Origin of the sequence: Rufibacter hautae, assembly GCF_008271695.1 — a bacterium.
In the GTDB taxonomy this organism is placed as follows: Bacteria; Bacteroidota; Bacteroidia; order Cytophagales; family Hymenobacteraceae; genus Nibribacter; species Nibribacter hautae.
The window spans coordinates 1,352,587-1,373,899 of record NZ_VKKY01000002.1 but is presented as its reverse complement, the minus strand read 5'-3'; the positions used below and the strand labels follow the sequence as shown (position 1 = coordinate 1,373,899).

The 21,313-nt window shown below is 51.4% G+C and carries 17 protein-coding genes; 10 read left to right on the top strand and 7 right to left on the bottom strand.

From position 1 onward, the window contains the following. Window positions 1-19: 19 nt before the first annotated feature. A complete protein-coding gene (locus FOA19_RS14540; RefSeq protein ID WP_149091508.1) occupies window positions 20-2,008 on the top strand; it encodes a M1 family aminopeptidase in 1,989 nt (662 codons plus the stop codon). A gap of 220 nt (window positions 2,009-2,228) precedes the next feature. Continuing rightward, a complete protein-coding gene (locus FOA19_RS14535; RefSeq protein ID WP_223808909.1) occupies window positions 2,229-2,699 on the top strand; it encodes a hypothetical protein in 471 nt (156 codons plus the stop codon). A gap of 133 nt (window positions 2,700-2,832) precedes the next feature. On the opposite strand, the gene FOA19_RS14530 is transcribed toward FOA19_RS14535, so the two are convergent. Next, window positions 2,833-3,264: a DUF2147 domain-containing protein gene (locus tag FOA19_RS14530; protein WP_149091506.1), complete on the bottom strand. Its 432-nt coding sequence runs from the start codon at window positions 3,262-3,264 to the stop codon at window positions 2,833-2,835. A gap of 117 nt (window positions 3,265-3,381) precedes the next feature. Between FOA19_RS14530 and FOA19_RS14525 the strand changes: the two genes are divergently transcribed. Next, window positions 3,382-3,750: a hypothetical protein gene (locus FOA19_RS14525; RefSeq protein ID WP_149091505.1), complete on the top strand. Its 369-nt coding sequence runs from the start codon at window positions 3,382-3,384 to the stop codon at window positions 3,748-3,750. 612 nt (window positions 3,751-4,362) lie between these two features. Here the strand turns inward: FOA19_RS14525 and FOA19_RS14520 are convergent. After that, the gene (locus FOA19_RS14520) at window positions 4,363-4,965 is read right to left on the bottom strand and encodes a C40 family peptidase (protein ID WP_149091504.1); all 603 of its coding nucleotides are present in this window, start codon (window positions 4,963-4,965) and stop codon (window positions 4,363-4,365) included. A gap of 125 nt (window positions 4,966-5,090) precedes the next feature. On the opposite strand from FOA19_RS14520, the gene FOA19_RS14515 reads away from it, so the two are divergent. Then, complete coding sequence (locus tag FOA19_RS14515) at window positions 5,091-6,887, top strand: M61 family metallopeptidase (RefSeq protein ID WP_149091503.1); 1,797 nt, start codon at window positions 5,091-5,093, stop codon at window positions 6,885-6,887. Window positions 6,888-6,992: 105 nt separating this feature from the next. On the opposite strand, the gene FOA19_RS14510 is transcribed toward FOA19_RS14515, so the two are convergent. Then, on the bottom strand, window positions 6,993-8,951 hold the full coding sequence (locus FOA19_RS14510) for a KUP/HAK/KT family potassium transporter (protein ID WP_149091502.1): 1,959 nt from the start codon (window positions 8,949-8,951) through the stop codon (window positions 6,993-6,995). Window positions 8,952-9,434: 483 nt separating this feature from the next. On the opposite strand from FOA19_RS14510, the gene FOA19_RS14505 reads away from it, so the two are divergent. Next, the gene (locus FOA19_RS14505) at window positions 9,435-9,746 is read left to right on the top strand and encodes a hypothetical protein (protein ID WP_149091501.1); all 312 of its coding nucleotides are present in this window, start codon (window positions 9,435-9,437) and stop codon (window positions 9,744-9,746) included. A 220-nt stretch (window positions 9,747-9,966) separates the two neighbouring features. Here FOA19_RS14505 and FOA19_RS14500 read toward each other — a convergent pair whose 3' ends face one another. The 3 genes from FOA19_RS14500 to FOA19_RS14495 all read right to left on the bottom strand — a co-directional run bounded on the left by FOA19_RS14500 (window position 9,967) and on the right by FOA19_RS14495 (window position 14,592). Further along, entirely contained in the window at window positions 9,967-10,590 is a 624-nt protein-coding gene (locus FOA19_RS14500; protein ID WP_149091500.1) for an FKBP-type peptidyl-prolyl cis-trans isomerase, read from the bottom strand. A 104-nt stretch (window positions 10,591-10,694) separates the two neighbouring features. Next, window positions 10,695-10,823 carry a hypothetical protein gene (locus FOA19_RS23680; RefSeq protein ID WP_262713906.1) on the bottom strand — a complete coding sequence of 43 codons (129 nt, stop codon included), beginning with the start codon at window positions 10,821-10,823 and terminating at the stop codon, window positions 10,695-10,697. A 358-nt stretch (window positions 10,824-11,181) separates the two neighbouring features. Continuing rightward, window positions 11,182-14,592, bottom strand: coding sequence for a methylmalonyl-CoA mutase family protein (locus tag FOA19_RS14495; protein ID WP_149091499.1), 3,411 nt, complete (start codon window positions 14,590-14,592; stop codon window positions 11,182-11,184). A gap of 289 nt (window positions 14,593-14,881) precedes the next feature. On the opposite strand from FOA19_RS14495, the gene FOA19_RS14490 reads away from it, so the two are divergent. Then, a complete protein-coding gene (locus tag FOA19_RS14490) occupies window positions 14,882-15,508 on the top strand; it encodes a trimeric intracellular cation channel family protein (protein WP_149091498.1) in 627 nt (208 codons plus the stop codon). 65 nt (window positions 15,509-15,573) lie between these two features. On the opposite strand, the gene FOA19_RS14485 is transcribed toward FOA19_RS14490, so the two are convergent. Further along, a complete protein-coding gene (locus tag FOA19_RS14485) occupies window positions 15,574-16,131 on the bottom strand; it encodes a DUF1003 domain-containing protein (protein WP_149091497.1) in 558 nt (185 codons plus the stop codon). A 310-nt stretch (window positions 16,132-16,441) separates the two neighbouring features. On the opposite strand from FOA19_RS14485, the gene lepA reads away from it, so the two are divergent. The 4 genes from lepA to FOA19_RS14465 all read left to right on the top strand — a co-directional run bounded on the left by lepA (window position 16,442) and on the right by FOA19_RS14465 (window position 21,305). Then, a complete protein-coding gene (lepA, locus tag FOA19_RS14480; RefSeq protein ID WP_149091496.1) occupies window positions 16,442-18,229 on the top strand; it encodes a translation elongation factor 4 in 1,788 nt (595 codons plus the stop codon). Window positions 18,230-18,279: 50 nt separating this feature from the next. Next, window positions 18,280-19,038 carry a DUF4184 family protein gene (locus tag FOA19_RS14475; protein ID WP_149091495.1) on the top strand — a complete coding sequence of 253 codons (759 nt, stop codon included), beginning with the start codon at window positions 18,280-18,282 and terminating at the stop codon, window positions 19,036-19,038. Between the two features lie 265 nt (window positions 19,039-19,303). After that, window positions 19,304-19,948 (top strand): TetR/AcrR family transcriptional regulator, encoded by a 645-nt coding sequence (locus tag FOA19_RS14470; RefSeq protein ID WP_149091494.1) that lies wholly within the window; start codon window positions 19,304-19,306, stop codon window positions 19,946-19,948. Next, window positions 19,932-21,305 carry a TolC family protein gene (locus tag FOA19_RS14465; protein WP_223808908.1) on the top strand — a complete coding sequence of 458 codons (1,374 nt, stop codon included), beginning with the start codon at window positions 19,932-19,934 and terminating at the stop codon, window positions 21,303-21,305. The genes FOA19_RS14470 and FOA19_RS14465 overlap by 17 nt, the downstream gene beginning before the upstream one ends. Window positions 21,306-21,313 lie beyond the last annotated feature (8 nt).

The following is a 21,313-nucleotide window of genomic DNA, read 5'->3' as shown; positions in this document are numbered from 1 at the left end:
ACCACCGTATAGCAGGAGTATGATAGCACCCTTACCCACTCATTCCTACATTCATGCCTCTAAGCGCCTATTATTAGCCCTGTTTTTCTGGCTGATAGGTGCGTTTACCTGCCTTTTTGCTCAAAGGGTGGAAGAGCACTCCTGCGCCGCTGCCCGCATCACCGGCACCCCCATATTACTCGCCGATGGCATCACCTCTGAGGAGCACCGGGAACTCATGCGCCAGTATGACATGCACTGGTATAAACTGGACCTGGGGCTGGAAAGAAACGCGCTGGACATAAGCGGTAGTGTAACGATGTATGCCTCCGTGCAGGCCAATAGTTTAACCGAGTTCGCCTTTGAATTGCACCCCAATTTCACCATCCAGCGGGTGCTGCTGGACGGAGTAGTTTGTCCCGTACGCCGGAGCGGGTCTGAGGTAGTGGTGGTGCTGCCCGCGATTAAAGCAAGGCAGGATAAATTCAAAGTGCAGGTGTTCTATGCCGGCAGGGCACCTTCGGGGGCCAAAGCCGCCATTGGGAACGGGTTGAATACCGAGTTGGCCCAACCCTGGAACCAGCAGGTGACTTGGAGCCTGAGTGAGCCGTTTGCCGCGCATGAGTGGTTCCCGGTGAAACAAATACTGGAAGACAAAGCCGATTCTGTGGAAGTGTGGGTGACCACCGATGTGTCTAACAAAGTAGGTTCTAACGGGCTGCTGCAGCGGGTAACGCCCATGGGCAACCAGAAACACCGCTATGAGTGGAAATCGAACTATCCTATTGCATATTATCTGATCTCAGTGGCGGTGGGCCAGTACGAGGAATATTCTTACCAGGTGCCTTTGCCGGGTGCGGCGCAGCCCATGCTGGTGCAGAACTACTTGTATCCGGGGGCATTGGGCACCTACAAAGCCGAGGTAGACCGCACCGGGGAGTTCCTTCAGTTGTTTTCTGAGTTGTTCGGGCTATATCCTTTTTACAAAGAGAAGTACGGGCACAGCATGGCACCCATTGGCGGCGGTATGGAGCACCAGACCATGACCACCCAATCTACCTTCGAGTTTTCCCTAACAGCCCATGAACTGGCGCACCAGTGGTGGGGAGACGAAGTCACCTGCGCCGATTGGAGCCACATCTGGCTTAATGAGGGGTTTGCCTCCTATGGCGAGTTCCTGGCCATTGAAAGGCTTCTACCAGCGCAAAGGTTGAACTGGCTGAACCGCTCCGTTCAGAGTGCCTTGACCCAACCGCAGGGATCGGTGTTTGTGAAAGACAGCACCAACGTGAACCGCATCTTCAGTGCTGCCCTTTCTTACCGCAAGGGCGCCATGGTACTGCACATGCTGCGCCACACGCTACAGAGCGATGCCCTGTTTTTCCAGGCACTGCAGGCTTACCGAAATGAATTCAGGCACAAAGTGGCCACTACCCGTGATTTCCAGAAAGTGGTGGAGCGCGTAAGCGACCGTTCGCTGCAGTACTTTTTTGACCAATGGGTGTACGGCGAAGGATTCCCAGTCTTCAATATCTCCTGGGCCCAAAAAGGAAACCAGCTGTTCCTCAGGAGCCAACAGACAGGTTCCAGCCAGGTCACGCCTTTTTTCACCACCGAGGTGGAATACAAGATCAGTACATCTGTGAAAGATACGGTGGTGGTAGTGCAGCAGAACCAGCCAAGCCAGGATTACCAATTCACGTTACCCGGCGAGGTCCTCAGTATTGAGGTAGACCCAGACCAATGGCTTTTGGAATCAGTTAGCGCGGTACAACAAGATGCCTCGGTGATTCCCACTGACTTGGAGACGGTGCTGGTGTACCCCAATCCCACCCAGGACGTGGTGAATCTCAAAGGAGGGCAGGGCGTGCCTGCGCAGGTCTCCATCTATGACATGGCTGGCCGGCACATCCGCACGTTCGTGCCTGCGGGTTCCTCCTTTTCCATCGCAGATATGGGTGCCGGGGCTTATATCCTGCGGCTTATATACGGCAGCACGTACAAACAACTGCGTGTTTTAAAACTGTAATAATATTATTCTTCTTTTTTGATTGTTTTTTGCCAACAAAAGTTTAGTTTATCAGTTTAAAGCTTTGCAAGTTCTTCTGAATTGCTCCTTTGCTGTTTTACGTCTCTTTTCCTCAAAATAGCCTGTAAACGCCCTGTCTTTAGTCAGAGGTTTTACCTTCTGCAGACAGCTAAAATCATGTTGGATATATTAAACAATTGTACCTTATAAAACTATGTCTATGACTACTGAAACTGCCCTTGACCTAGATATAAAACATAGGTTATTAGACGAGTGCCTGCGCCAGCAGACCGATTTTGTAGACCACGCCCGGCAAGCCATGGAAGAAGCCCAATCCAGCGCCAATGAAAGCCAGGGGGCTATTGAAGATAAGTTTGAGTCCTTCAGGGAGGCTTGCCAGATCCAGCGGGATATGTTTGCCAAGCAGTTGGATGAGGCCATTGGGAAACTGAGTATCCTTAAGCGAATTGTGCGCAGCAAAGTGAACGAGGATGTTTCTCTAGGCTCCATTGTGCGCACAGACGCCCAAAACTACTTTATCTCGGTGAGTTTGGGGGAGATCAACGTGGATGGGGAGAAGTACTTCGCTATTTCGGCGGCCTCGCCGGTTTTCCAGGCCATGGCCGGTAAAACCAAGGGAGAGTCTTTTATCTTCAGAGACAAAAAGATCACCATCCTGGACCTACTGTAGTATTCTCTTCACCTCATTCTATCACCAGAAAAGATTTTAAGTTGGTGCTCTTTCCCCCAATTGAAGCACGGGCCTAAAAGCAAAGCGGGAACCCCATCAGAGGTTCCCGCTTTGCTTTTAGGCCTTAAACCGATTATTGTACCCGCGTCCAGGTCTGAGAACGCCCGATAAGCGAAATGCCAATGTAGCCTTTCACTTCCAGTTTGTCCTGGCCCAGCAGTTTCATGTAAGAAGAATAGGTCTTGCCAGATTTAGGGTCGTAGATAGTACCATCGTCCCATTTGTCACCGCCTACAGAGCCAAAGTTTTTCAGGAAAACCAAGCCCATGATCGGGCGCTTCTGCTGTTTAGGGTCTGGGTTGAACTGATCCACTTTTGGTTTGCCATCCCGATTGGGTTCTTTGAGCCAAATGATCTTTCCGCACAGTTTATCGCCGCATTGGTAAATCTCAAAGCGGGCTTCTTTCTCTTCGTTGGTCCAAACGCCAATTGGAGATTTTTTCTGAGCCCAACCAAGGGTGGAGGTAAGGCAAAGGAAAAGGGCAAACAAAAAGATCTTTCTCATACGTGTTGTTGTTTGTTTTTTATGGTTTTCTAAATATAAGCAAATTATAATCCAAAAATAATCAACCGGTGCGGTTTGCCGTAGATTAGTTGAAAGTAGCCTAAAAACAGACAATTCATGCGAAAACCGCTGCTCATCATACAAGCCATTTATTATGCTCTTACCGGAATCTGGCCCTTGGTGCACATGCCCAGTTTTTTGGCGGTCACGGGGCCCAAGAAAGAAGTGTGGCTGGTGGTAACAGTGGGTATTCTGGTGCTGGCCATTGGGGCAGCCCTTTTCACGGCGGCCTTTCAGCGGCAGGAGGAGCGGAGCGCCGGGGTGTTGGGTTTTTTCAGCGCCGTGGGCCTGGGTGCCGTTGACGTGCGGTATGCCACCCATGAAGTCATCAGAGATGTCTACCTGTTAGACGCGGTGGGGGAGTTTATGCTGGCCTTGGCCTGGGTCTATGTATTCTTCAAATCCAGGGATTCTGCCGGTAAATAAAAAACATAAATTTTTTCATCAAACCTTTTGAACTATCCTTCCGTCTTTTAACTTTATAAAACGGAAGCGAGTGCTCCGGGCCCTTCTGGCAAACCCATAATTTACTTGGTGTGAGCGGTCGGGTTTATGTCGGACTAAAAGAAAGGAGGTAAAAGTGTCTAATCCCAGTAAAAATGTATTAAGCCTAGCTCATGTGTCAACCGTTAACCGTGTTGAAGCTTGCTAACTAGACTTCGTCTACTGGCGAATCCGGCATGAGGTAGCCAAATGCGACTGAGAGGCAGTTCTCTTTCGTGTCGCTTGATACCATTTCAAAGGATTCCATACCCGGCTACTGCAGTGGCCGGGTATTTTTTTGCCTTTATTTTTTGATTTTGTTTTGATTTAGTTGACTGTCAGCAAGTTGTAATTTGTATTTAACGAATGAGGCTAAGTAAGAATCTCAACCTGTACCCCAAAAAAATACAGCTTGCTAAGGAGAAGGAGAGAAAAGAAGTTTTCAGTTGGAGAATACCTAACCTGAAAGCAGATTCCAGCCCACAGGCAAAGACCCGGTTTAGACTGTTTAAAGGCCGATTTTCTAAACTAAAGCCCTAAACAGCCGCACCATAATCAAGGAATTACCCGCCTAATATCCAGGAAGCGGTCCTGGTAAAGGGTTCCTTCCAGTTCGCTTACCTTCACGCCGCCATTAGAAGAAGAGTGCACAAATTGCACAGCTTTGGGTGGGTTTGTGATCACAATGCCCACGTGGCCGGGCGTGCGGTCCTTAAGGTCTGTGCCGGTGAAGATGACCAGGTCGCCTTTCTTTGCCTCTTGCACGGGTACGCTTTCGCCTAACTTAGCCTGCGCCGAGGAGCCATGCGGAATGTTCATCCCAAAATGGGTATAGACATAGGTGATAAAGCCAGAGCAGTCAAACCCTTCTTCGGTGACTCCGCCATACGTGTACTCCGTTCCATAGCGCTGTAGTGCAAAAGCCACGAGGCTGTCTGACTTAGAAACGTAGTTTCCTTTGAGAACCTTAAGCCCAGGAGCAGCGGCTTCGTTCCGGACAGGGTGCGCCAGCGTAGAGTCATTGTGGAAGGCGTGGTCACCTCCGTCAGAACTGGTTCGCTTTACGGCTCCGCCCATAGAAGTATCAGACGCGAAAAAGACTTTGTACAGAATGAGCACAGAAAGGAGTACCCCAAAGAGGATCCATATTTTCTTCATATAATTTTCCTTTGTTGTACATACGTATTTGCCGCGGGCTGTGGTTACCAAGGACGGTCATTTCCTTGTTTAAGCCGCTTTTTAGCCGTATTATGCGTCCTTGTACTTACTACCCAAACAACCTTATGCAAAAAATAATCCATTCCTGGGCGGCCGGAGTGTTTCTGCTGTTGGCAGTGGCTTTCTCGGCCTCCGCGGCGCCTAAACTCTCTTACCGCCTTTCCATGCCCGAGCCACAGACCCACTACTTTGAGGTGGAAATGCGGCTGGAGGACTTCAAAGGCAAAAACCTGGACCTTACCTTGCCGGTATGGGCCCCGGGCTCTTACCTTATTCGTGAATTTCCCAAGAACGTGGAGGCTTTTGAGGCGTATGTAGGCAGTAACCGCGTCTCCTCTGAAAAGCTGGACAAAAATACTTGGCGCGTGGCCTCAGGCGGCAAAGACGTCACTGTGAAATACAAAGTCTATGCCTTTGAACTGAGTGTGCGCACTAGCTTCATTGACGCGAGCCACGGCTACCTGAACGGCACCAGCGTGTTCATGTACCCCGAGGGCCACAAAGACCTGCCTTCTACCGTGACCGTGGTGCCATTCAAAAGCTGGAGCAAAGTGTCCACGGGCTTGCCGGCCGTAGCGGGGCAGCCTTTCACCTACAAAGCGCCCAACTATGATGTCCTCGCCGATTCTCCTTTTGAGATCGGGAACCATGAAATCCTCTCCTTTGAAAGCAATGGCGTGAAGCACGAGGTAGCCATGTACGGCGACGCCAACTATGACGCCCAGCGCCTCACCGCCGATATGAAGAAGGTGACCGAGGAAGCGGCCAAGGTGTTCGGAGAGTTGCCGGTGAACTACTACCTGTTCATCGTCCATAACCTGCAGGGCGGCGGCGGCGGATTGGAGCACCTGAACTCCACTACCCTGCACGCCACCCGCACCGCCTACGGTACCGAGAGAGGCTATGAAGGCTTTCTGAACCTGGTGGCCCACGAATATTTTCACCTTTGGAACGTGAAGCGCCTGCGGCCCATTGCGTTGGGTCCATTTGACTACAATCAGGAAAACTACTCCCGTATGCTGTGGGTCTCTGAGGGCTTTACCTCTTACTACGCCGATATCCTTATGCGCCGGGCCGGTTTCACCTCAGAGCGGGAGCATTTGGAGAAGATCGGGAGCAGCATCACCAGCGTGGAAAACACCCCGGGGAACAAAGTAGTATCGGCAGCCCAGTCCAGCTTTGACGCCTGGATCAAGCAGTACCGCCCAGATGAGAACTCTTACAACACGCACCTCTCATACTACAGCAAGGGCGCGCTCCTCGGCATGCTCCTGGACATGGAGATCCTGAAGGCCACCAATGGCACCAAAAGCCTGGATGATGCCATGAAAGCCATGTATGACGAGTACTTCAAGAAAAAGAAGCGCGGCTTCACCGATCAGGAATTCCAGCAGGGCATAGAGAAGCTCACGGGCGGCTCCATGAATGATTTCTTCCGCCGCTACGTGTACGGCGTGGAAACCCCGGATTACAACACCTTCTTCAGCGCCGTGGGCATTACCCTTACGGATGTGAACAAAGGCACCAACAATCCTTTGCTGGGCGCGGGCATCTCCACCACCACCGGCAAACCCGTGGTGACCACCGTTAACCGCAATGGCAGCGCCTGGCAGTCGGGCCTTAACGTCAATGATGAGATTATTGGCCTGAACGGGTACCGCGTGGCGGATGATATCAACAAATCCATTCCGGCCTACGCCGTGGGCGATGTGTTGGAGCTGGTGATTAATAGAAGTGGTCAGCTGATGATTCTGCCGGTGACCTTGCTTAAAGACCAGACCATTAAGTTGAGAGCTGACTTAGCACCCACCGCAACCGAGGCCCAGAAGAAAAGCTACCTCAAGTGGACCAGCGCTAAATAGGTGTTAGGGTTACTTTCCCCAAAACAGCTCTAAAACAGAAAGGCCGCTCATGAGAGCGGCCTTTCTGTTTTAGAGAATTCTGGAAAAGAGCCCGAAATCAGGTTTTTACTTGATGCGTTTCAGTTCTACTTCGCGGGCGGGTTTAATGATGAGCGGCACCTTCTCAATTTTAACCGAGCTGGTGTCCAAGCCAAACCATTTGCCCTCTGAGGTGGTGAACTGTTTTATGTTGAAGTACGACTGCATGATGGTATTCTCCCAGAACGGAAGGTCGTTCTCATAGCTCAGGAATTTCTCCAGCACCACAAACCGGAAATCCCCGATGAGGTTCTGCTTGTTCAAAGAGCTGTAGCGGCTGGTGATATCCACCTCCTTGTTTTTTACCAGGTCTTCCACCACTTTCCGGAAGAAAAGGTTGATGCGCTGCTCTACCCTGAAACCTAGGTTAAAGTCAATGCGCACCACATCCTGGCTGGCCAGCACCTTTACCTTGTACTCCATGGTATACGGGTCATCCACGGTATTCACGTGGATAAACCAATAGATATCGGCGCGCTTGGGTCGTTTCTGGAAGATGGAGTAAATGATCTTGGACTCAATCTCGGTCGGACGGTCGGCGCTGGTCATGAACACCAGGTGGGTAGCGTATTTCGGGATGGATTCATCCTCGCTCAATTCCCGCAGCGCCTCTACATACTCGGTCAAAGAGACATTCTCGGTTAATCGGCGCTTGATATAGAAAGCTCTGAGCCAGATGTACATCACCGAGATCAGCAGGGAGCCAATCAGCAGCGTGACCCAGCCACCGTGCGGGAATTTGATGAGGTTGGCCAGCAGGAAAGAGCCCTCAATGCCCAGGTACACCAGCAGAAAAAGGAAAATGGCTACTTTGGCCACCTTTTTAGTGATCAGGTAATAGCTGAGCAGGGTGGTGGTCATCAACATGGTCACGGTAATGGCCAGGCCATACGCCGCCTCCATGTTGGCCGACTCCCGGAAGTACAGCACCACGCCCACGCAGCCCAAGAGCAGCAGCAGGTTAATGCTGGGCACATACAACTGGCCTTTCACGTTGGTAGGATAAATGAGGCGCACCTTGGGCCACATGTTCAACCTGATAGCTTCGCCTATGAGGGTGAAAGACCCGGTGATCAAGGCCTGGCTGGCGATCACAGCGGCAATGGTGGCAATGATAATCCCGATGAGCAGGAACCAGTCAGGCATGAGACCATAGAACGGGTTGGTGGTGCCCAAAGAAACCAATTCTTTCCCCTCGAACTGCATAAGCCACGCGCCCTGTCCAAAGTAGTTGAGCAGTAGACAGGTCTTCACAAATACCCAACTGATCCTGATGTTGCCCTTGCCGCAGTGGCCCAGGTCTGAGTAAAGTGCCTCGGCCCCGGTAGTACACAGGAACACGGCACCCAACAGCCAGAAACCGCCCGGATAGTTCACCAGCAGGTCATAGGCGTAGTATGGATTGAGCGACTTCAGGATCTCGGGGTGGTCCATCACCGATAAAATGCCCAGCGTGGCCAGCATGCTGAACCAGACGAACATCACCGGCCCAAAGGCTTTGCCCACAATCTGCGTCCCGAAACTCTGCAACAGGAACAGGAGCACCAGAATGCCAATGACAATGGGAACGGTAGGGATATCAGGGTTCAAGAGCAGCAGACCCTCCACCGCCGAGGAAACGGAGATGGGCGGGGTGATGACCCCATCGGCGAGCAGAGCGCTTCCGCCCAGCATGGCCGGTATGGTGAGCCATTTCGCTTTGCGCCTTACCAGCGCGTACAGCGAGAAAATCCCGCCCTCGCCCTTGTTATCGGCCTGAAGCGTCAGGACTACGTACTTGATGGTGGTTTGCAGGGTAAGGGTCCAGACCACGCAGGAAATGCCGCCGTACACCAGGGTGGCATTGATAGGGGTAGACCCGATGATGGCTTTCATCACGTACAGCGGAGAAGTCCCGATGTCACCGTAAATGATACCTAAGGCGATAAGTAAACCTGCACCCGATACTCGCTGGGAGTGACTGTGAGAGTGACTGTTGGTATTCATTATAGTATGCTGGTAAAATTCTCCTCTTCGGCCTTGTTCATTGCTGCAGAGGCAACTCGTTGATTTCTCCTAACGGGAAACCGAAAACATCCCTTCAAAGAAGGCGGGCAAAATTAACAGGTGCACTGTAATTTCAATGCAGTTAGCCCCTGAATTTCAAGGTTTATATTTTAACCTATTTGAACAACCAAAATTGCCTTTCAAGACACCTGGCCTAAGATTGTGCATTGATAATAGAAATGCCAACTGTGATATTCTTTAAATAATTTGCATTTAATGTATAGACATCATATCTTGATTAAAATAAGCATATTATATAATTAAATATTACTATTAAATACTTTGAAAAATTATAATTCAATTAAAGTTGATTCTATGGTTCAAGCTGAGACTGATTCTTTCAAAGTCTGGTTAGATACCTCCCTGAATGTTGCAATGTTGAAGTGGAAAAAGGATATTGGTTTGGAAGTGTGTCAGCAAGGAATGAACGAACTATTCAAACTGATCTCTGCTGAAAAGTTGGAAAAATGCCTTATCAACACCTCAAGCAGGGGAGCTCTTTCCATGGAAGCCGAGGAGTGGGAGTTAAGCATCCTGCAAAGCGAGGCCAATCCTGCTGTGCCCCAGGGTATGCAAGTTGCCTTGGTTATGTCTGAGGAGCGATACCAGCAGATGATCCATGACTATTCCTTAAACAAGGTCTGCAAGATCAATTTACCCATCCACATCCATTACTTTACCCAGGTAGAAGAAGCCATTGATTGGCTAGAGCACGAGTCCACCATGCCCTCCTGACCAACCTTAGGAGCCAGCCTTTTATTTTTGGGCAAGAACTTAGAAAACGGGCTTAAAACGCTCCTGTCCTAAGTTATAGGTAACTTTTTCACCTCGTTTAATTTTTAAGCCAAGGATAGAAGCATTCAGGAAAAATTTGAAGTCTTTCCATCTTTCCTCTAAAAAAAAGGAGAACGGCCGTTGGGCACATTCTCCTTTTTATTTATTCTGCCAAGAAGGCTTAGTTATTGACGGTGATAAGTTCCACGTCGAAGATCAAGGTGGCGTTCGGACCGATGTCTCCGCCCGCGCCTCTGGTCCCGTAGGCCAGGTTGCTTGGGATAAACAGACGCCATTTATCACCTTCTTTCATGAGCTGGAGCGCTTCTGTCCAACCGGCAATTACGCCGCTAACTGGGAACGAAGCCGGCTCACCGCGCTCGTAGGAAGAGTCAAATACGGTTCCGTCTATTAAAGTGCCGTGGTAGTGGGTGGTAACGTTTGAGTTTCTGGTAGGGGTTTTTCCGGAGCCGCTCTCCAGTACCTGGTACTGCAGTCCGCTAGGCAGGGAGTGAACACCCTCCTTTACCTTGTTAGCTTCCAGGAAAGCTTCCCCTTCTTTTTTGTTTTGCTCTCCAGACGCACCCGCCATGCCTTGTTGTTTTTCCTGCATCTGCTCCTGCAGTTGCATCATGGCCTGTTGCACCTCGTTCTGGTCCAGCTTGGAGGGATTTCCGCTGATGGCTTCTTTCAGCCCGAAAAGCAAGGCTTCTGGTTCTACTTCAATGCCCTGTTTGGCAAAGTTGGCTGCCATGTCCCGGCCAATGATGTAGCTGATTCTTTTTGAAAGGTCGTTTAATTCCATAGTTTATCTTTTGTTAGGTAAAGGTACGGTTTCTATGGAATTTGGATGGTACAAGAACGCAAATCCACGCTTCGGTGGAGTGAAAGGCCCTTGAGTTTCCCTGTTTATAAATACAGGTGATAATCTTCATCAGAAAGATCCAGCGGGATATTTCCGGGCGACAACCAGGTAGTTGCCAAGAAGCCGAGGGCACCGATCACGAGGATAGAGGTAACGGTTGTGATAATTTTCATGGCTTGTTGCGTTTATAGTATAAACGTAAAATTCTTCAATCTTGTTAACTTCAAGGTAAAATTTACATTATTCTTGTATTAAATTAAACACCTAAGCACAAGAATATTTTTGTGGTCAAGGTGCCTAGGCCGTTTTGCCAAATCCATGGAAAGGATGCGCTTAGAATTTGACCTGGAAATGGGTAGAAGACCTTCAAAATAGCCTGTATTTTCTTTTCGACAGCATCTGTTTTCCTTCAGGATTTAAAAGGTTAGAATCTCGAAAGATTTATTCCTAAGATAACAAAAAAGGAGCCTGCAATTGCAGGCTCCTTTCATAAAAACAGGCCAAAAACGAAGGCTTGGCTCAAGTCTTAAATTACATGTTCCGGCGGTACTGGCCACCTACCTCAAACAAGGCATTGGTGATCTGACCCAAAGAGCAGTACTTAGAGGCTTCCATAAGGGCTTCAAAGATGTTGCCGTTCTGCACGGCCACTTCCTGCAACTGCTTCAACCAGGTAGGAGCTTTGTCCGCATGGCGGTCCTGCAGTTCCTGCAGCATGGAGATCTGGTACTGCTTTTCTTCCTCCGTAGCTCTGATCACCTCAGAAGGAATCACGGTAGGGGAGCCCTGGCTGCTCAGGAAGGTGTTTACGCCAATAATAGGGTACTCACCGGTATGCTTCAGGGTCTCGTAGTACAGGCTTTCCTCCTGGATCTTTCCACGCTGGTACATGGTCTCCATGGCACCTAACACTCCACCACGCTCGGTGATCCGGTCAAACTCTAGCAACACGGCTTCCTCTACCAGGTCCGTCAGTTCTTCAATGATGAAGGAGCCTTGCAGCGGGTTCTCGTTCTTGGCCAAGCCTAACTCACGGTTGATGATGAGCTGGATAGCCATAGCCCGGCGCACACTAGCCTCAGTAGGTGTGGTGATAGCCTCGTCATAAGCATTGGTGTGCAGCGAGTTACAGTTGTCGTAGATCGCATACAGCGCCTGCAGGGTTGTTCGGATGTCGTTGAAGTCGATTTCCTGCGCGTGCAGTGAGCGGCCCGAGGTCTGGATGTGGTACTTCAACATCTGCGAGCGGGCGTTGGCACCGTACTTCAGTTTCATGGCTTTCGCCCAGATTCTTCTGGCTACGCGGCCAATTACCGCATACTCTGGGTCAATGCCGTTGGAAAAGAAGAAACTCAGGTTAGGCGCAAAGGCGTTGATGTCCATGCCGCGGCTCACGTAATACTCCACAAAAGTGAAGCCGTTCGCCAGGGTAAAGGCCAGCTGCGAGATTGGGTTAGCGCCCGCCTCCGCGATGTGGTACCCAGAGATGGACACCGAGTAGAAGTTGCGGACGTTGTGGTCAATGAAGTACTGCTGCACATCACCCATCAACCGCAGGGCAAACTCGGTGCTGAAAATACAGGTGTTCTGCGCCTGGTCTTCCTTGAGGATATCGGCCTGCACGGTGCCGCGTACTGAGGCCAGCGTACGCTCCTTAATCTGAGCATAGACATCCGCCGGCAATACCTGGTCTCCGGTCACGCCCAGGAGCATCAGACCTAAGCCATTGTTGCCGTCTGGCAACTCGCCCTGGTAAGTAGGGCGTTTCTGGCCCGATTTCTGGAAAATAGCATCCATACGGTCGTTCACCTCTGCCTCTAGACCGTTCTCCCTGATGTACAGTTCGCACTGCTGGTCAATCGCAGCGTTCATGAAGAAACCGGTGAGCATGGCGGCCGGACCATTGATGGTCATGGACACCGAGGTCATTGGATCGGCCAGGTTAAAGCCGGAGTACAGCTTCTTGGCATCGTCCAGGCAGCAGATGCTTACCCCTGAGTTACCGATCTTCCCGTAGATATCCGGACGCAGGTCCGGGTCCTCGCCGTATAAAGTAACAGAGTCAAAGGCGGTAGATAAACGTTTGGCAGGCAATCCTTTACTTACGTAGTGGAAACGCCGGTTCGTGCGCTCTGGTCCGCCTTCGCCAGCAAACATGCGGGTAGGGTCTTCGCCCTCGCGTTTGAAGGGGAACACGCCCGCGGTGTACGGGAACTCGCCCGGTACATTCTCCTGCAGGTTCCACTTCAGCAAGTCTCCCCAGGCCTCGTAGCGCGGCGTGGCTACCTTCGGAATCTCAAGTTGCGACAAGCTGGTGGTATGGGTTTTCACCTTGAGTACCTTGTCCCGCACCTTGAACTCATAAAACTCGTTTTTGTAGCTCTGGCGCTTCTCGGGCCACTGCTCCAGCAGTTTCTTGTTCTGGCCGTCTAGCCTTAAAGCGGTTTCTTCAAAGGCGTACTCTAATCCCTTAATCAGTCGGTCCTTATCTTCCACCTCAATGGCTTGGATGGCTTCAATGGACTGCCGGATACCGTAGAGTTTTTGGGCCACCGCAGCCTGGTCTTGCACCCACTTGTCGTAGCTGCGGTTGTTCTCCGCAATCTCGGAAAGGTAGCGTGTGCGGGCAGGAGGGATGATGTAGACTTTCTCAGACATCTCGCCGGTGGCCTGCAGACTGGAGTCAAAAGTGACGCCGGTTTTCTCCGAGATTTTTGCGATCAAGGCTTTGTACAGGCGGTTCATGCCGGGGTCGTTGAACTGCGAGGCAATAGTCCCGAACACCGGAATCTGGTCATCGCTCACGTCCCACAACTGGTGGTTGCGCTTGTATTGTTTTTTCACATCGCGCAGGGCATCTAGGGCACCGCGCTTGTCAAACTTGTTTAAGGCAATGATATCGGCGAAGTCCAGCATATCAATTTTCTCCAGCTGGGTGGCGGCACCGTACTCCGGCGTCATCACGTACAGGCTGGCGTCTGAATGCTCAATTATCTCGGTGTCTGACTGGCCAATGCCCGAGGTCTCCAGAATGATCAGGTCAAACTGGGCGGCTTTCACCACGTCTACGGCGTCTTGTACATATTTGCTCAAGGCCAGGTTGCTTTGGCGCGTGGCCAGCGAGCGCATGTACACGCGGCTGTTGCTGATGGCGTTCATCCGGATGCGGTCGCCCAGCAAGGCGCCGCCCGTTTTCCGCTTACTTGGGTCCACCGAGATAATGGCGATGGTCTTAGTAGGGAAATCCATCAGAAACCGACGCACTAGTTCATCCACTAACGATGATTTACCTGCTCCGCCCGTACCGGTAATGCCCAAGACAGGAGTAGCGGTTTGGGGTTGGTTTGCGGCAGCTTGCTGGTCAATGCCGGAGATCAACTGCTCTTTCACGCGAGCAAACTCCTCAGGGAAGTTCTCGGCCGCGGAAATAAGCCGGGCAATGGATTTAATGTCTTTTTCTTTCAGGTGCTTCACCTCGCCGTTCAGGTTCTGACCGGTGGGGAAGTCGCACTTCTGCAGCATGTCATTGATCATGCCCTGCAAGCCCATGGCGCGTCCGTCATCGGGAGAATAGATGCGGGCGATGCCGTAGCCGTGCAGTTCCTCAATCTCAGTGGGCAGGATCACACCGCCGCCACCGCCAAAAATGCGAATGTGGCCGCAGCCCCGCTCGTTGAGCAAGTCATACATGTACTTAAAATACTCCAGGTGACCGCCTTGGTAAGAGGTAATGGCAATGGCTTGGGCATCTTCCTGAATAGCGCAGTCCACAATCTCCTGCACGGAGCGGTTGTGGCCCAGGTGAATGACCTCGGCGCCAGACGCCTGGATGATGCGGCGCATGATATTGATAGCCGCATCGTGGCCGTCAAACAAAGAGGCGGCGGTGACAATGCGGATATGGTTGACCGGTTTGTAGGGTTGTACAGTAGTAACTGACATTTGTTAGCTTAGCTGGTGAACGTTGTGCGAAAGTACGAATTTTAGGTGAATGGTGGAGGCGCAATCCTGGGAGCAGTTCGGGCAAGTCAGAATTTTCTGAGCTCTATTTAAGACTTCCATTTGCCTAGGTTAAACCTAGCTATAAGGCAACCAGAGGTATAGGCAGGTACGGAGGCTTTCCTTTCGGTGTTTTGGGCTTAATTCTTTCAAACAGCTCCTAAACGGGTTTCGTTCAGAGATAGGTGCCCAACTCCTTTGCTTTTGCGTAGTTTACCAAAAATTTCTGCCTATGCCTGATCTTCCTGCCCCCGCCCTCATTCCCTTTATTGACGTGGTAGGTACCTTCGTGTTTGCCATCAGCGGTACCCTCACAGCCGCCGATAAGAAGCTGGATCCCTTTGGCGCCACGGTCATTGCCTTTGCAACGGCTCTGGGGGGAGGAACGGTGCGCGATTTGTTACTGAACCTGCGCCCAGTTTGGGTGCAGGACGAACGCCTGCTGATCACGGTTTTTGTGGCGGTGATGGTGACGGTGTTTTTCAGGAAAAGCATTGGCCGGTTCAGAAGAACCATGTTCTTGTTTGACACCGTGGGTATTGCTTTGTTTACCATCCTGGGCATGGAGAAAGCGCTCAGGCTGGATGTGCCGCCCTTGATTGCCTTGGTCATGGGCGTGGTTACGGCGGTGTTTGGGGGCGTCGTGCGGGATATCCTGTGTAACGAGATTCCCCTGATCTTCAGAAGAGAGGTATATGCCACGGCTTGCCTGGCAGGCGGAGCTTCTTACCTGCTCATGCGCTTGGCCCCGGTTCCGCCCGGCGTGCCCGTCTGGATTGCCATCGGGATCATCATCTTCATTAGGATACTGGCCGTGCGCCTGAAGTGGGCTTTCCCCAACCTGAAGCCCGAGGAATAGAACCCGTTTTCTGCTTCTTTTTGATAAACAGGCCAAAAACGGCAGGCCGCATAGAGTTATTTGTTTTACGCTTTTTCCTTTTTCAGGCTCTCCTGGTGCTTTTCCATGGTATCCATCACTTTCTCGGGCTGGACATCCTTGGCGAGTTCGTTTATTTCAGGGTCATGGGCCTCGTCAATGTCCATTTTCTTCGCGATGGCGGTGACCAGGGTGACCAGGCGGGTGATTTCGTGCTCAGCCAACAGGCTGACCTGCAGGTCTAGGTCGGCGCGTTTATCGGCCTGGATGTTGGAGCGGTTCTGGCTGATGAGCACGAAGGTAGACAGGAAAATAGCCTCCACCGAGGCAAACATAGCCAGCACCACAAATGATTCATCAAACGGCGGCAGACCCAACCACCCCAGGTTCCACACCACCCAAGTTCCAAACATCACAAGGTGGATGACCACAAACAGCATACTGCCCGTGAATTTGGTCACCGCGTCTGAAATCCGCTCAGACGCGGTTCTGGTATGATCCTCTTGTTTGCGGCGGTTCAACAACGCTTTGATATTGCGTTCCACTACCTCGGCCATGTGCCCCTCAGTTCCTCTGAACACCCCGTTACCTCTGTTCTCTGCCATAAATTTCACTTTTGATGCGGTGTATACGTTTGGCAATTGATTAGGTAAGCCTGAAGGAAGGGGAAATGAAAAGATACCGTATAAACTGACAGAACTACGTAGAACTACAGACAAATAAGTTAGAAGAGAAGGCCTTGCCAAGGTTCAATCCTTCGGATACTTAGGAAAGGTACTATTCCGTTTCTGGGTCCTTTTGCCAAAAACAGCCCACAAACGCTTACCTCCCTAGAAAAAGTAGCGTACACCTAAAGAAACCCGTTCCGGCAGCGCGCTTTATTTTGTATCTTTGTTCTCTTGTAATATCTCGTTTATGAAGAACATCCGCAATTTTTGCATCATTGCGCATATTGACCACGGCAAAAGTACCCTGGCCGACCGTCTGCTGGAGTTTACCTCCTCGGTGACCGAGCGGGAAATGCAGAACCAACTTTTGGATAACATGGACCTGGAGCGGGAACGCGGCATCACCATCAAGAGCCACGCCATCCAGATGAACTATAACTATAAAGGCGAGGACTACATTCTCAACCTGATTGACACGCCCGGCCACGTAGACTTTAGCTACGAGGTGTCACGCTCCATTGCCGCCTGCGAAGGCGCTCTTTTGATTGTGGATGCTTCGCAGGGGATTGAGGCGCAGACCATCTCTAACCTGTACCTGGCCATAGGCAACGACCTAGAGATTATCCCGGTGCTGAACAAGATTGACCTGCCGCACGCCATGCCTGAGGAGGTGAGCGACCAGATCATTGACCTGATTGGCTGTGAGCGCGAAGACATCATCCATGCCTCAGGAAAAGCGGGTATCGGGATTGAGGAGATTCTGGCCGCTATCTGTGACCGCATCCCGGCGCCCAAAGGCGATCCTGAGGCGCCGTTGCAGGCCTTGATCTTTGACTCGGTGTTCAACTCGTACCGCGGTATTGAGGTGTACTTCCGGATCATGAACGGTACGTTGCGCAAAGGCGACAAGGTAAAATTCATCGCCACCGGCAAACAGTACGAGGCAGACGAGATTGGCGTGCTTAAACTGAACCAGGAACCGAAGCAGGTAATGGGCGCCGGAAACGTGGGTTACCTGATCTCAGGAATCAAGAACGCGAAAGAGGTAAAAGTAGGGGATACCATCACCCACGCCGCCAACCCGGACACCATCCAGATCCAAGGCTTTGAAGAGGTGAAGCCCATGGTATTTGCGGGGATCTACCCGGTAGAAACCACCGAGTACGAAGAACTGCGCTCCTCTATGGAGAAACTGCAGTTGAACGATGCTTCCCTGGTATGGGAACCGGAGACTTCGGCGGCCCTTGGTTTCGGGTTCCGGTGCGGGTTCCTGGGCATGCTCCACATGGAGATTGTGCAGGAGCGTCTGGAGCGCGAGTTTGACATGACCGTGATTACCACGGTGCCGTCTGTGCAGTTCAAGGCCTTCACCACCAAAGACGGCGAAGTGGCGGTAAGCGCCCCGTCTGAAATGCCGGAGCCTAACTTCATTGACCACATTGAGGAGCCGTTCATCAAAGCGCAGATCATCTCCAAAGCCGAGTTCATCGGCCCGATTATCTCTCTTTGTATGGACAAGCGCGGAATCCTGAAAGCCCAGAACTTCCTGACCTCAGACCGGGTGGAGCTGATCTTTGAGATGCCCCTGGCCGAGATCGTGTTTGACTTCTTCGATAAACTGAAAACCATCAGCCGCGGCTACGCGTCCCTGGACTACGAACTCATCGGGTTCCGGGAGTCGTACATGGTGAAACTTGACATCATGCTCAATGGCGAGAAAGTGGATGCGCTCTCCGCCATTGTGCACCGCGACAAAGCCTATGACTGGGGCAAGCGCCTCTGCGAGAAACTACGTGAGTTGTTGCCGCGCCAGATGTTTGAAATTGCGATCCAGGCGGCCATTGGGCAGAAGATCATTGCCCGTGAAACGGTGAAAGCCCTTAGAAAGAACGTGTTGGCTAAGTGCTACGGCGGGGATATCTCGCGTAAACGCAAGCTCTTGGAGAAACAGAAGAAAGGGAAGAAGCGTATGCGCCAAGTGGGCAACGTGGAAATTCCGCAGGAAGCCTTCCTTGCAGTTCTTAAACTAGATTGATATCAGAGCCCGGTGCCACCGCACCGGGTTTTTCTTTTACGCCGTTTGCCATGCCGTTCACCTTTTCGCACCCCGCGGTGGTTTTGCCGTTCAAGTCAGTCTCTGGTCAGAAAGTCTCGTTTACCGCCATGGTGCTGGGCAGCATGGCCCCAGATTTTGAGTTCTTTTTCAGAATGAGGGCCGAAACGGACATCAGCCACACGTTGCGAGGGATTTTCCTGTTTGACATTCCGGTGGTGGTAATCATGGCGTTTCTGTACCATTGCTGGGTCAGAAATCCGTTTTTGGGCCATTTACCGGTTTTCCTGCAGAAACGGTTTTCCCATTTCCAACGGTTTAACTGGCCGGCTTACTTCAAAGAGAATTGGGTGGTGGTAATCACCTCGGCGTTTCTGGGCGTGGTGCTGCACCTGCTCTGCGATGACTTTACCCACCACTATGGCTACACCGCGCAGCACATTCCGGTGCTAGCCGCCAGCTATGAGATTTTGGGCAGGGAAGTGCCTGGGTACCATATCAACCAATACCTGAGCAGTTTGGTCCTGGGCCTTTATCTAATTATAGATGCCCTACGAATGCCAGCTATTCATCCTGCAGAGGAGGGAGCGGCTTTCTTCCGGTATTGGGGTCTGGTGGCGCTGATTTCTATTCCAACTTTTTTCCTGCGTTTTGCCCTGCGGGACCGCGAGATGATCATGAATGACATGATTATGACGGCCATCGCGGCTGGGTTACTTGGGGTAATACTGGCTTCCTCCATCGCTCAGCTGGCTAGAAGAAGGCAACGTACCCAGTGGAGCAATCTGTAGGATGGTGTGATTAGGTCCTGTTTTTATCAAAATAGGGTTAAAACAGAACACTCCCTGCTTAAGATTTTAGGGCAGGTCCCCTAATAGGTTTTTTAAAAGAAGTTTCGTTAAGATTACTCCAAACTGCCACTCGCCTGCTTTTTGCAGGCTACTCACAAAATTTCCGTCCTCATTCTTAGACAATTATCAGAGTACCTGAAACAAAACATAATCTTACCTTGTTAATTAATCAATCGATTGATTAACTTTGCGCCACCTTAAGAAAATGGCAGAGAAAGAGAAAATAGACAAGAAAGAGCACCTGCTTAATGTGGCGGAACGCGTGTTCGGGGAGATGGGCTACGACGGTGCCTCTACCCGGCTGCTGGCCCAGGAGGCAGGCATGAACATGGCCATGCTCAACTATTACTTCGGGTCTAAGGACGGATTGCTGAAAGCGGTAGTAGAGCGCCGGATGTCCTCAACCAGAAAAGAGTTTGAGGAGATCGCCCATCAGGACATGCCGTGCTGGGAGAAAATCAACCAGATCGTGCAGTTGTACGTGAGCCGGGTGGCCACAAGCAAATACTTCCACAAGATCATCTTCCGGGAAATCTCCGTGATCCGCAGCGGGACCGAGGTGACCGACTTCGTGCTGGAGAACCTTTATCAGAATGTAATGCTGGTGCACCGGGTGCTGGCAGAAGGCATCAGGAAAGGCGAATTCCGGGAGGTAGACATAGAAATGACCGTGGCCGGCATCTTCGGGACGGTGAATTACCTCATCAACTCCCGCCGGTTGGCCTCCAAAATCCTGAAAATGGACTTGATGGACGACCACGTGCTGCAGGAGGAAATGAAGCCGCGCCTGCTGGCTTACTTACAAGATTCCTTAAAAACACACTTACTAATACATGAAACCGAGAAGTAATGCTTCTGCCGTACTTCCTGCTCCAGGACGGGGCGTTAGATCGGCCGCTTTGATTGGCGGGCTTAGCCTAATTATGGCGTTTGCCCAACCAGTGGCGGCCCAGGAAGCCAAACACCTGAACCTACAGGAAGCCGTGCAACTGGGGGTGCAGAACAGCAAAGTGCTGCGTTTGTCCCAGACCAAAATTGACCAGGCCATCTCCCGATTCAACCAGGTGAAAGACGAGGCCAAACCCAAAGCCAGCGCCAGCTATACCTATAACCACGCCGAAATCCCGTCTAACATCCTGCAGATGTCTGAGAACGCGGAGCCTTTTTTCCTGCCCAAGCGCGCCGATGCCCTCTTAGGAACCATTTCTGTGCAGGAGGTCATCTTTGCCGGTAACAAACTGAAGTACGCCAAAGAATCAACTGACCTCATGGCGCAGGTGGCCCGTCTGGATGCTGAAAAAGACAAAGACGAGATCGCCTACCACGTGACCAACGCTTACTTCAACCTGTACAAGCTGCAGCAGAGCCAGAAAGTGGTGGCGCAGAACCTGCAGGCCATAGACAAGCAGATCAAACAGGCGCAACGCTTCTTTGAACAGGGAATTGTGACCAAAAACGATGTGCTGCGCTTCAAACTGCAGCGTAGCAACGTGGAACTCACCGGCGCCGACCTGGAGACAAACCGCAAGATTGTGGTCTATAACCTGAACGTGCTACTGGGCTTGCCGGAGAACAATGACTTGGTGGTAGATAACGCCGCTGCCCCGGACGGACGCAATGTGTCTCTGGCCGCTTATGTGGATTCTGCTTTGGCAAACCGCGAGGAACTGCAGGCCATTGACCTCAACAGCCGCGCCGCCGAGAACAACATCAAGTCCATTAAAGCCGATGCGCTTCCGGCGTTGGTTGCCTCTGCGGATGCTTACCATATTAATCCCAGCGGGTCCATCATTCCGCCTACGCATGGCTCATTGGCCATCGGGACTGTAGGGTTGACCGCCGCCTGGAACTTTGACCGCCTCTGGACCAATAAAAACAAGATCGCGGAAGCCAAAATCCAGAAGACCCAGCTGGACATTAGCCGCGAGCTGACCACGGACCAATTGAAAACCGAGGTGAACCAAAGCTACCAACGTTATCTGCTGGCGCTGGAGAAAATCAACATCTTGCAGACCTCCATTGCGCAAGCGGAGGAGAACGACCGCAGCGAGGCCTCCCGCTATACAAACAAAGTGGCTTCGGCTACAGATAGAATAGAGGCGCAGACCCGCCTGTACCAGGCGCTCATCAACCTGGAACTAGCCAAAGCGGACGCTGGCCTGGCTTATTATACACTAATAAAATCAACCGGAAATATCCTTCACTAATTACCGCA

Bases quoted from the DNA above. Each gene is read 5' to 3' on its own strand.
- FOA19_RS14490 (WP_149091498.1), top strand. From the start codon at position 14,882: ATGCCTGATCTTCCTGCCCCCGCCCTCATTCCCTTTATTGACGTGGTA.
- FOA19_RS14505 (WP_149091501.1), top strand. From the start codon at position 9,435: ATGAACGAACTATTCAAACTGATCTCTGCTGAAAAGTTGGAAAAATGC.
- FOA19_RS14525 (WP_149091505.1), top strand. From the start codon at position 3,382: ATGCGAAAACCGCTGCTCATCATACAAGCCATTTATTATGCTCTTACC.
- FOA19_RS14475 (WP_149091495.1), top strand. From the start codon at position 18,280: ATGCCGTTCACCTTTTCGCACCCCGCGGTGGTTTTGCCGTTCAAGTCA.
- FOA19_RS23680 (WP_262713906.1), bottom strand. From the start codon at position 10,823: ATGAAAATTATCACAACCGTTACCTCTATCCTCGTGATCGGTGCCCTC.
- FOA19_RS14485 (WP_149091497.1), bottom strand. From the start codon at position 16,131: ATGGCAGAGAACAGAGGTAACGGGGTGTTCAGAGGAACTGAGGGGCAC.
- FOA19_RS14530 (WP_149091506.1), bottom strand. From the start codon at position 3,264: ATGAGAAAGATCTTTTTGTTTGCCCTTTTCCTTTGCCTTACCTCCACC.
- FOA19_RS14515 (WP_149091503.1), top strand. From the start codon at position 5,091: ATGCAAAAAATAATCCATTCCTGGGCGGCCGGAGTGTTTCTGCTGTTG.
- FOA19_RS14510 (WP_149091502.1), bottom strand. From the start codon at position 8,951: ATGAATACCAACAGTCACTCTCACAGTCACTCCCAGCGAGTATCGGGT.
- FOA19_RS14500 (WP_149091500.1), bottom strand. From the start codon at position 10,590: ATGGAATTAAACGACCTTTCAAAAAGAATCAGCTACATCATTGGCCGG.
- FOA19_RS14535 (WP_223808909.1), top strand. From the start codon at position 2,229: ATGACTACTGAAACTGCCCTTGACCTAGATATAAAACATAGGTTATTA.
- FOA19_RS14465 (WP_223808908.1), top strand. From the start codon at position 19,932: ATGAAACCGAGAAGTAATGCTTCTGCCGTACTTCCTGCTCCAGGACGG.
- FOA19_RS14470 (WP_149091494.1), top strand. From the start codon at position 19,304: ATGGCAGAGAAAGAGAAAATAGACAAGAAAGAGCACCTGCTTAATGTG.
- lepA (WP_149091496.1), top strand. From the start codon at position 16,442: ATGAAGAACATCCGCAATTTTTGCATCATTGCGCATATTGACCACGGC.
- FOA19_RS14540 (WP_149091508.1), top strand. From the start codon at position 20: ATGATAGCACCCTTACCCACTCATTCCTACATTCATGCCTCTAAGCGC.
- FOA19_RS14520 (WP_149091504.1), bottom strand. From the start codon at position 4,965: ATGAAGAAAATATGGATCCTCTTTGGGGTACTCCTTTCTGTGCTCATT.
- FOA19_RS14495 (WP_149091499.1), bottom strand. From the start codon at position 14,592: ATGTCAGTTACTACTGTACAACCCTACAAACCGGTCAACCATATCCGC.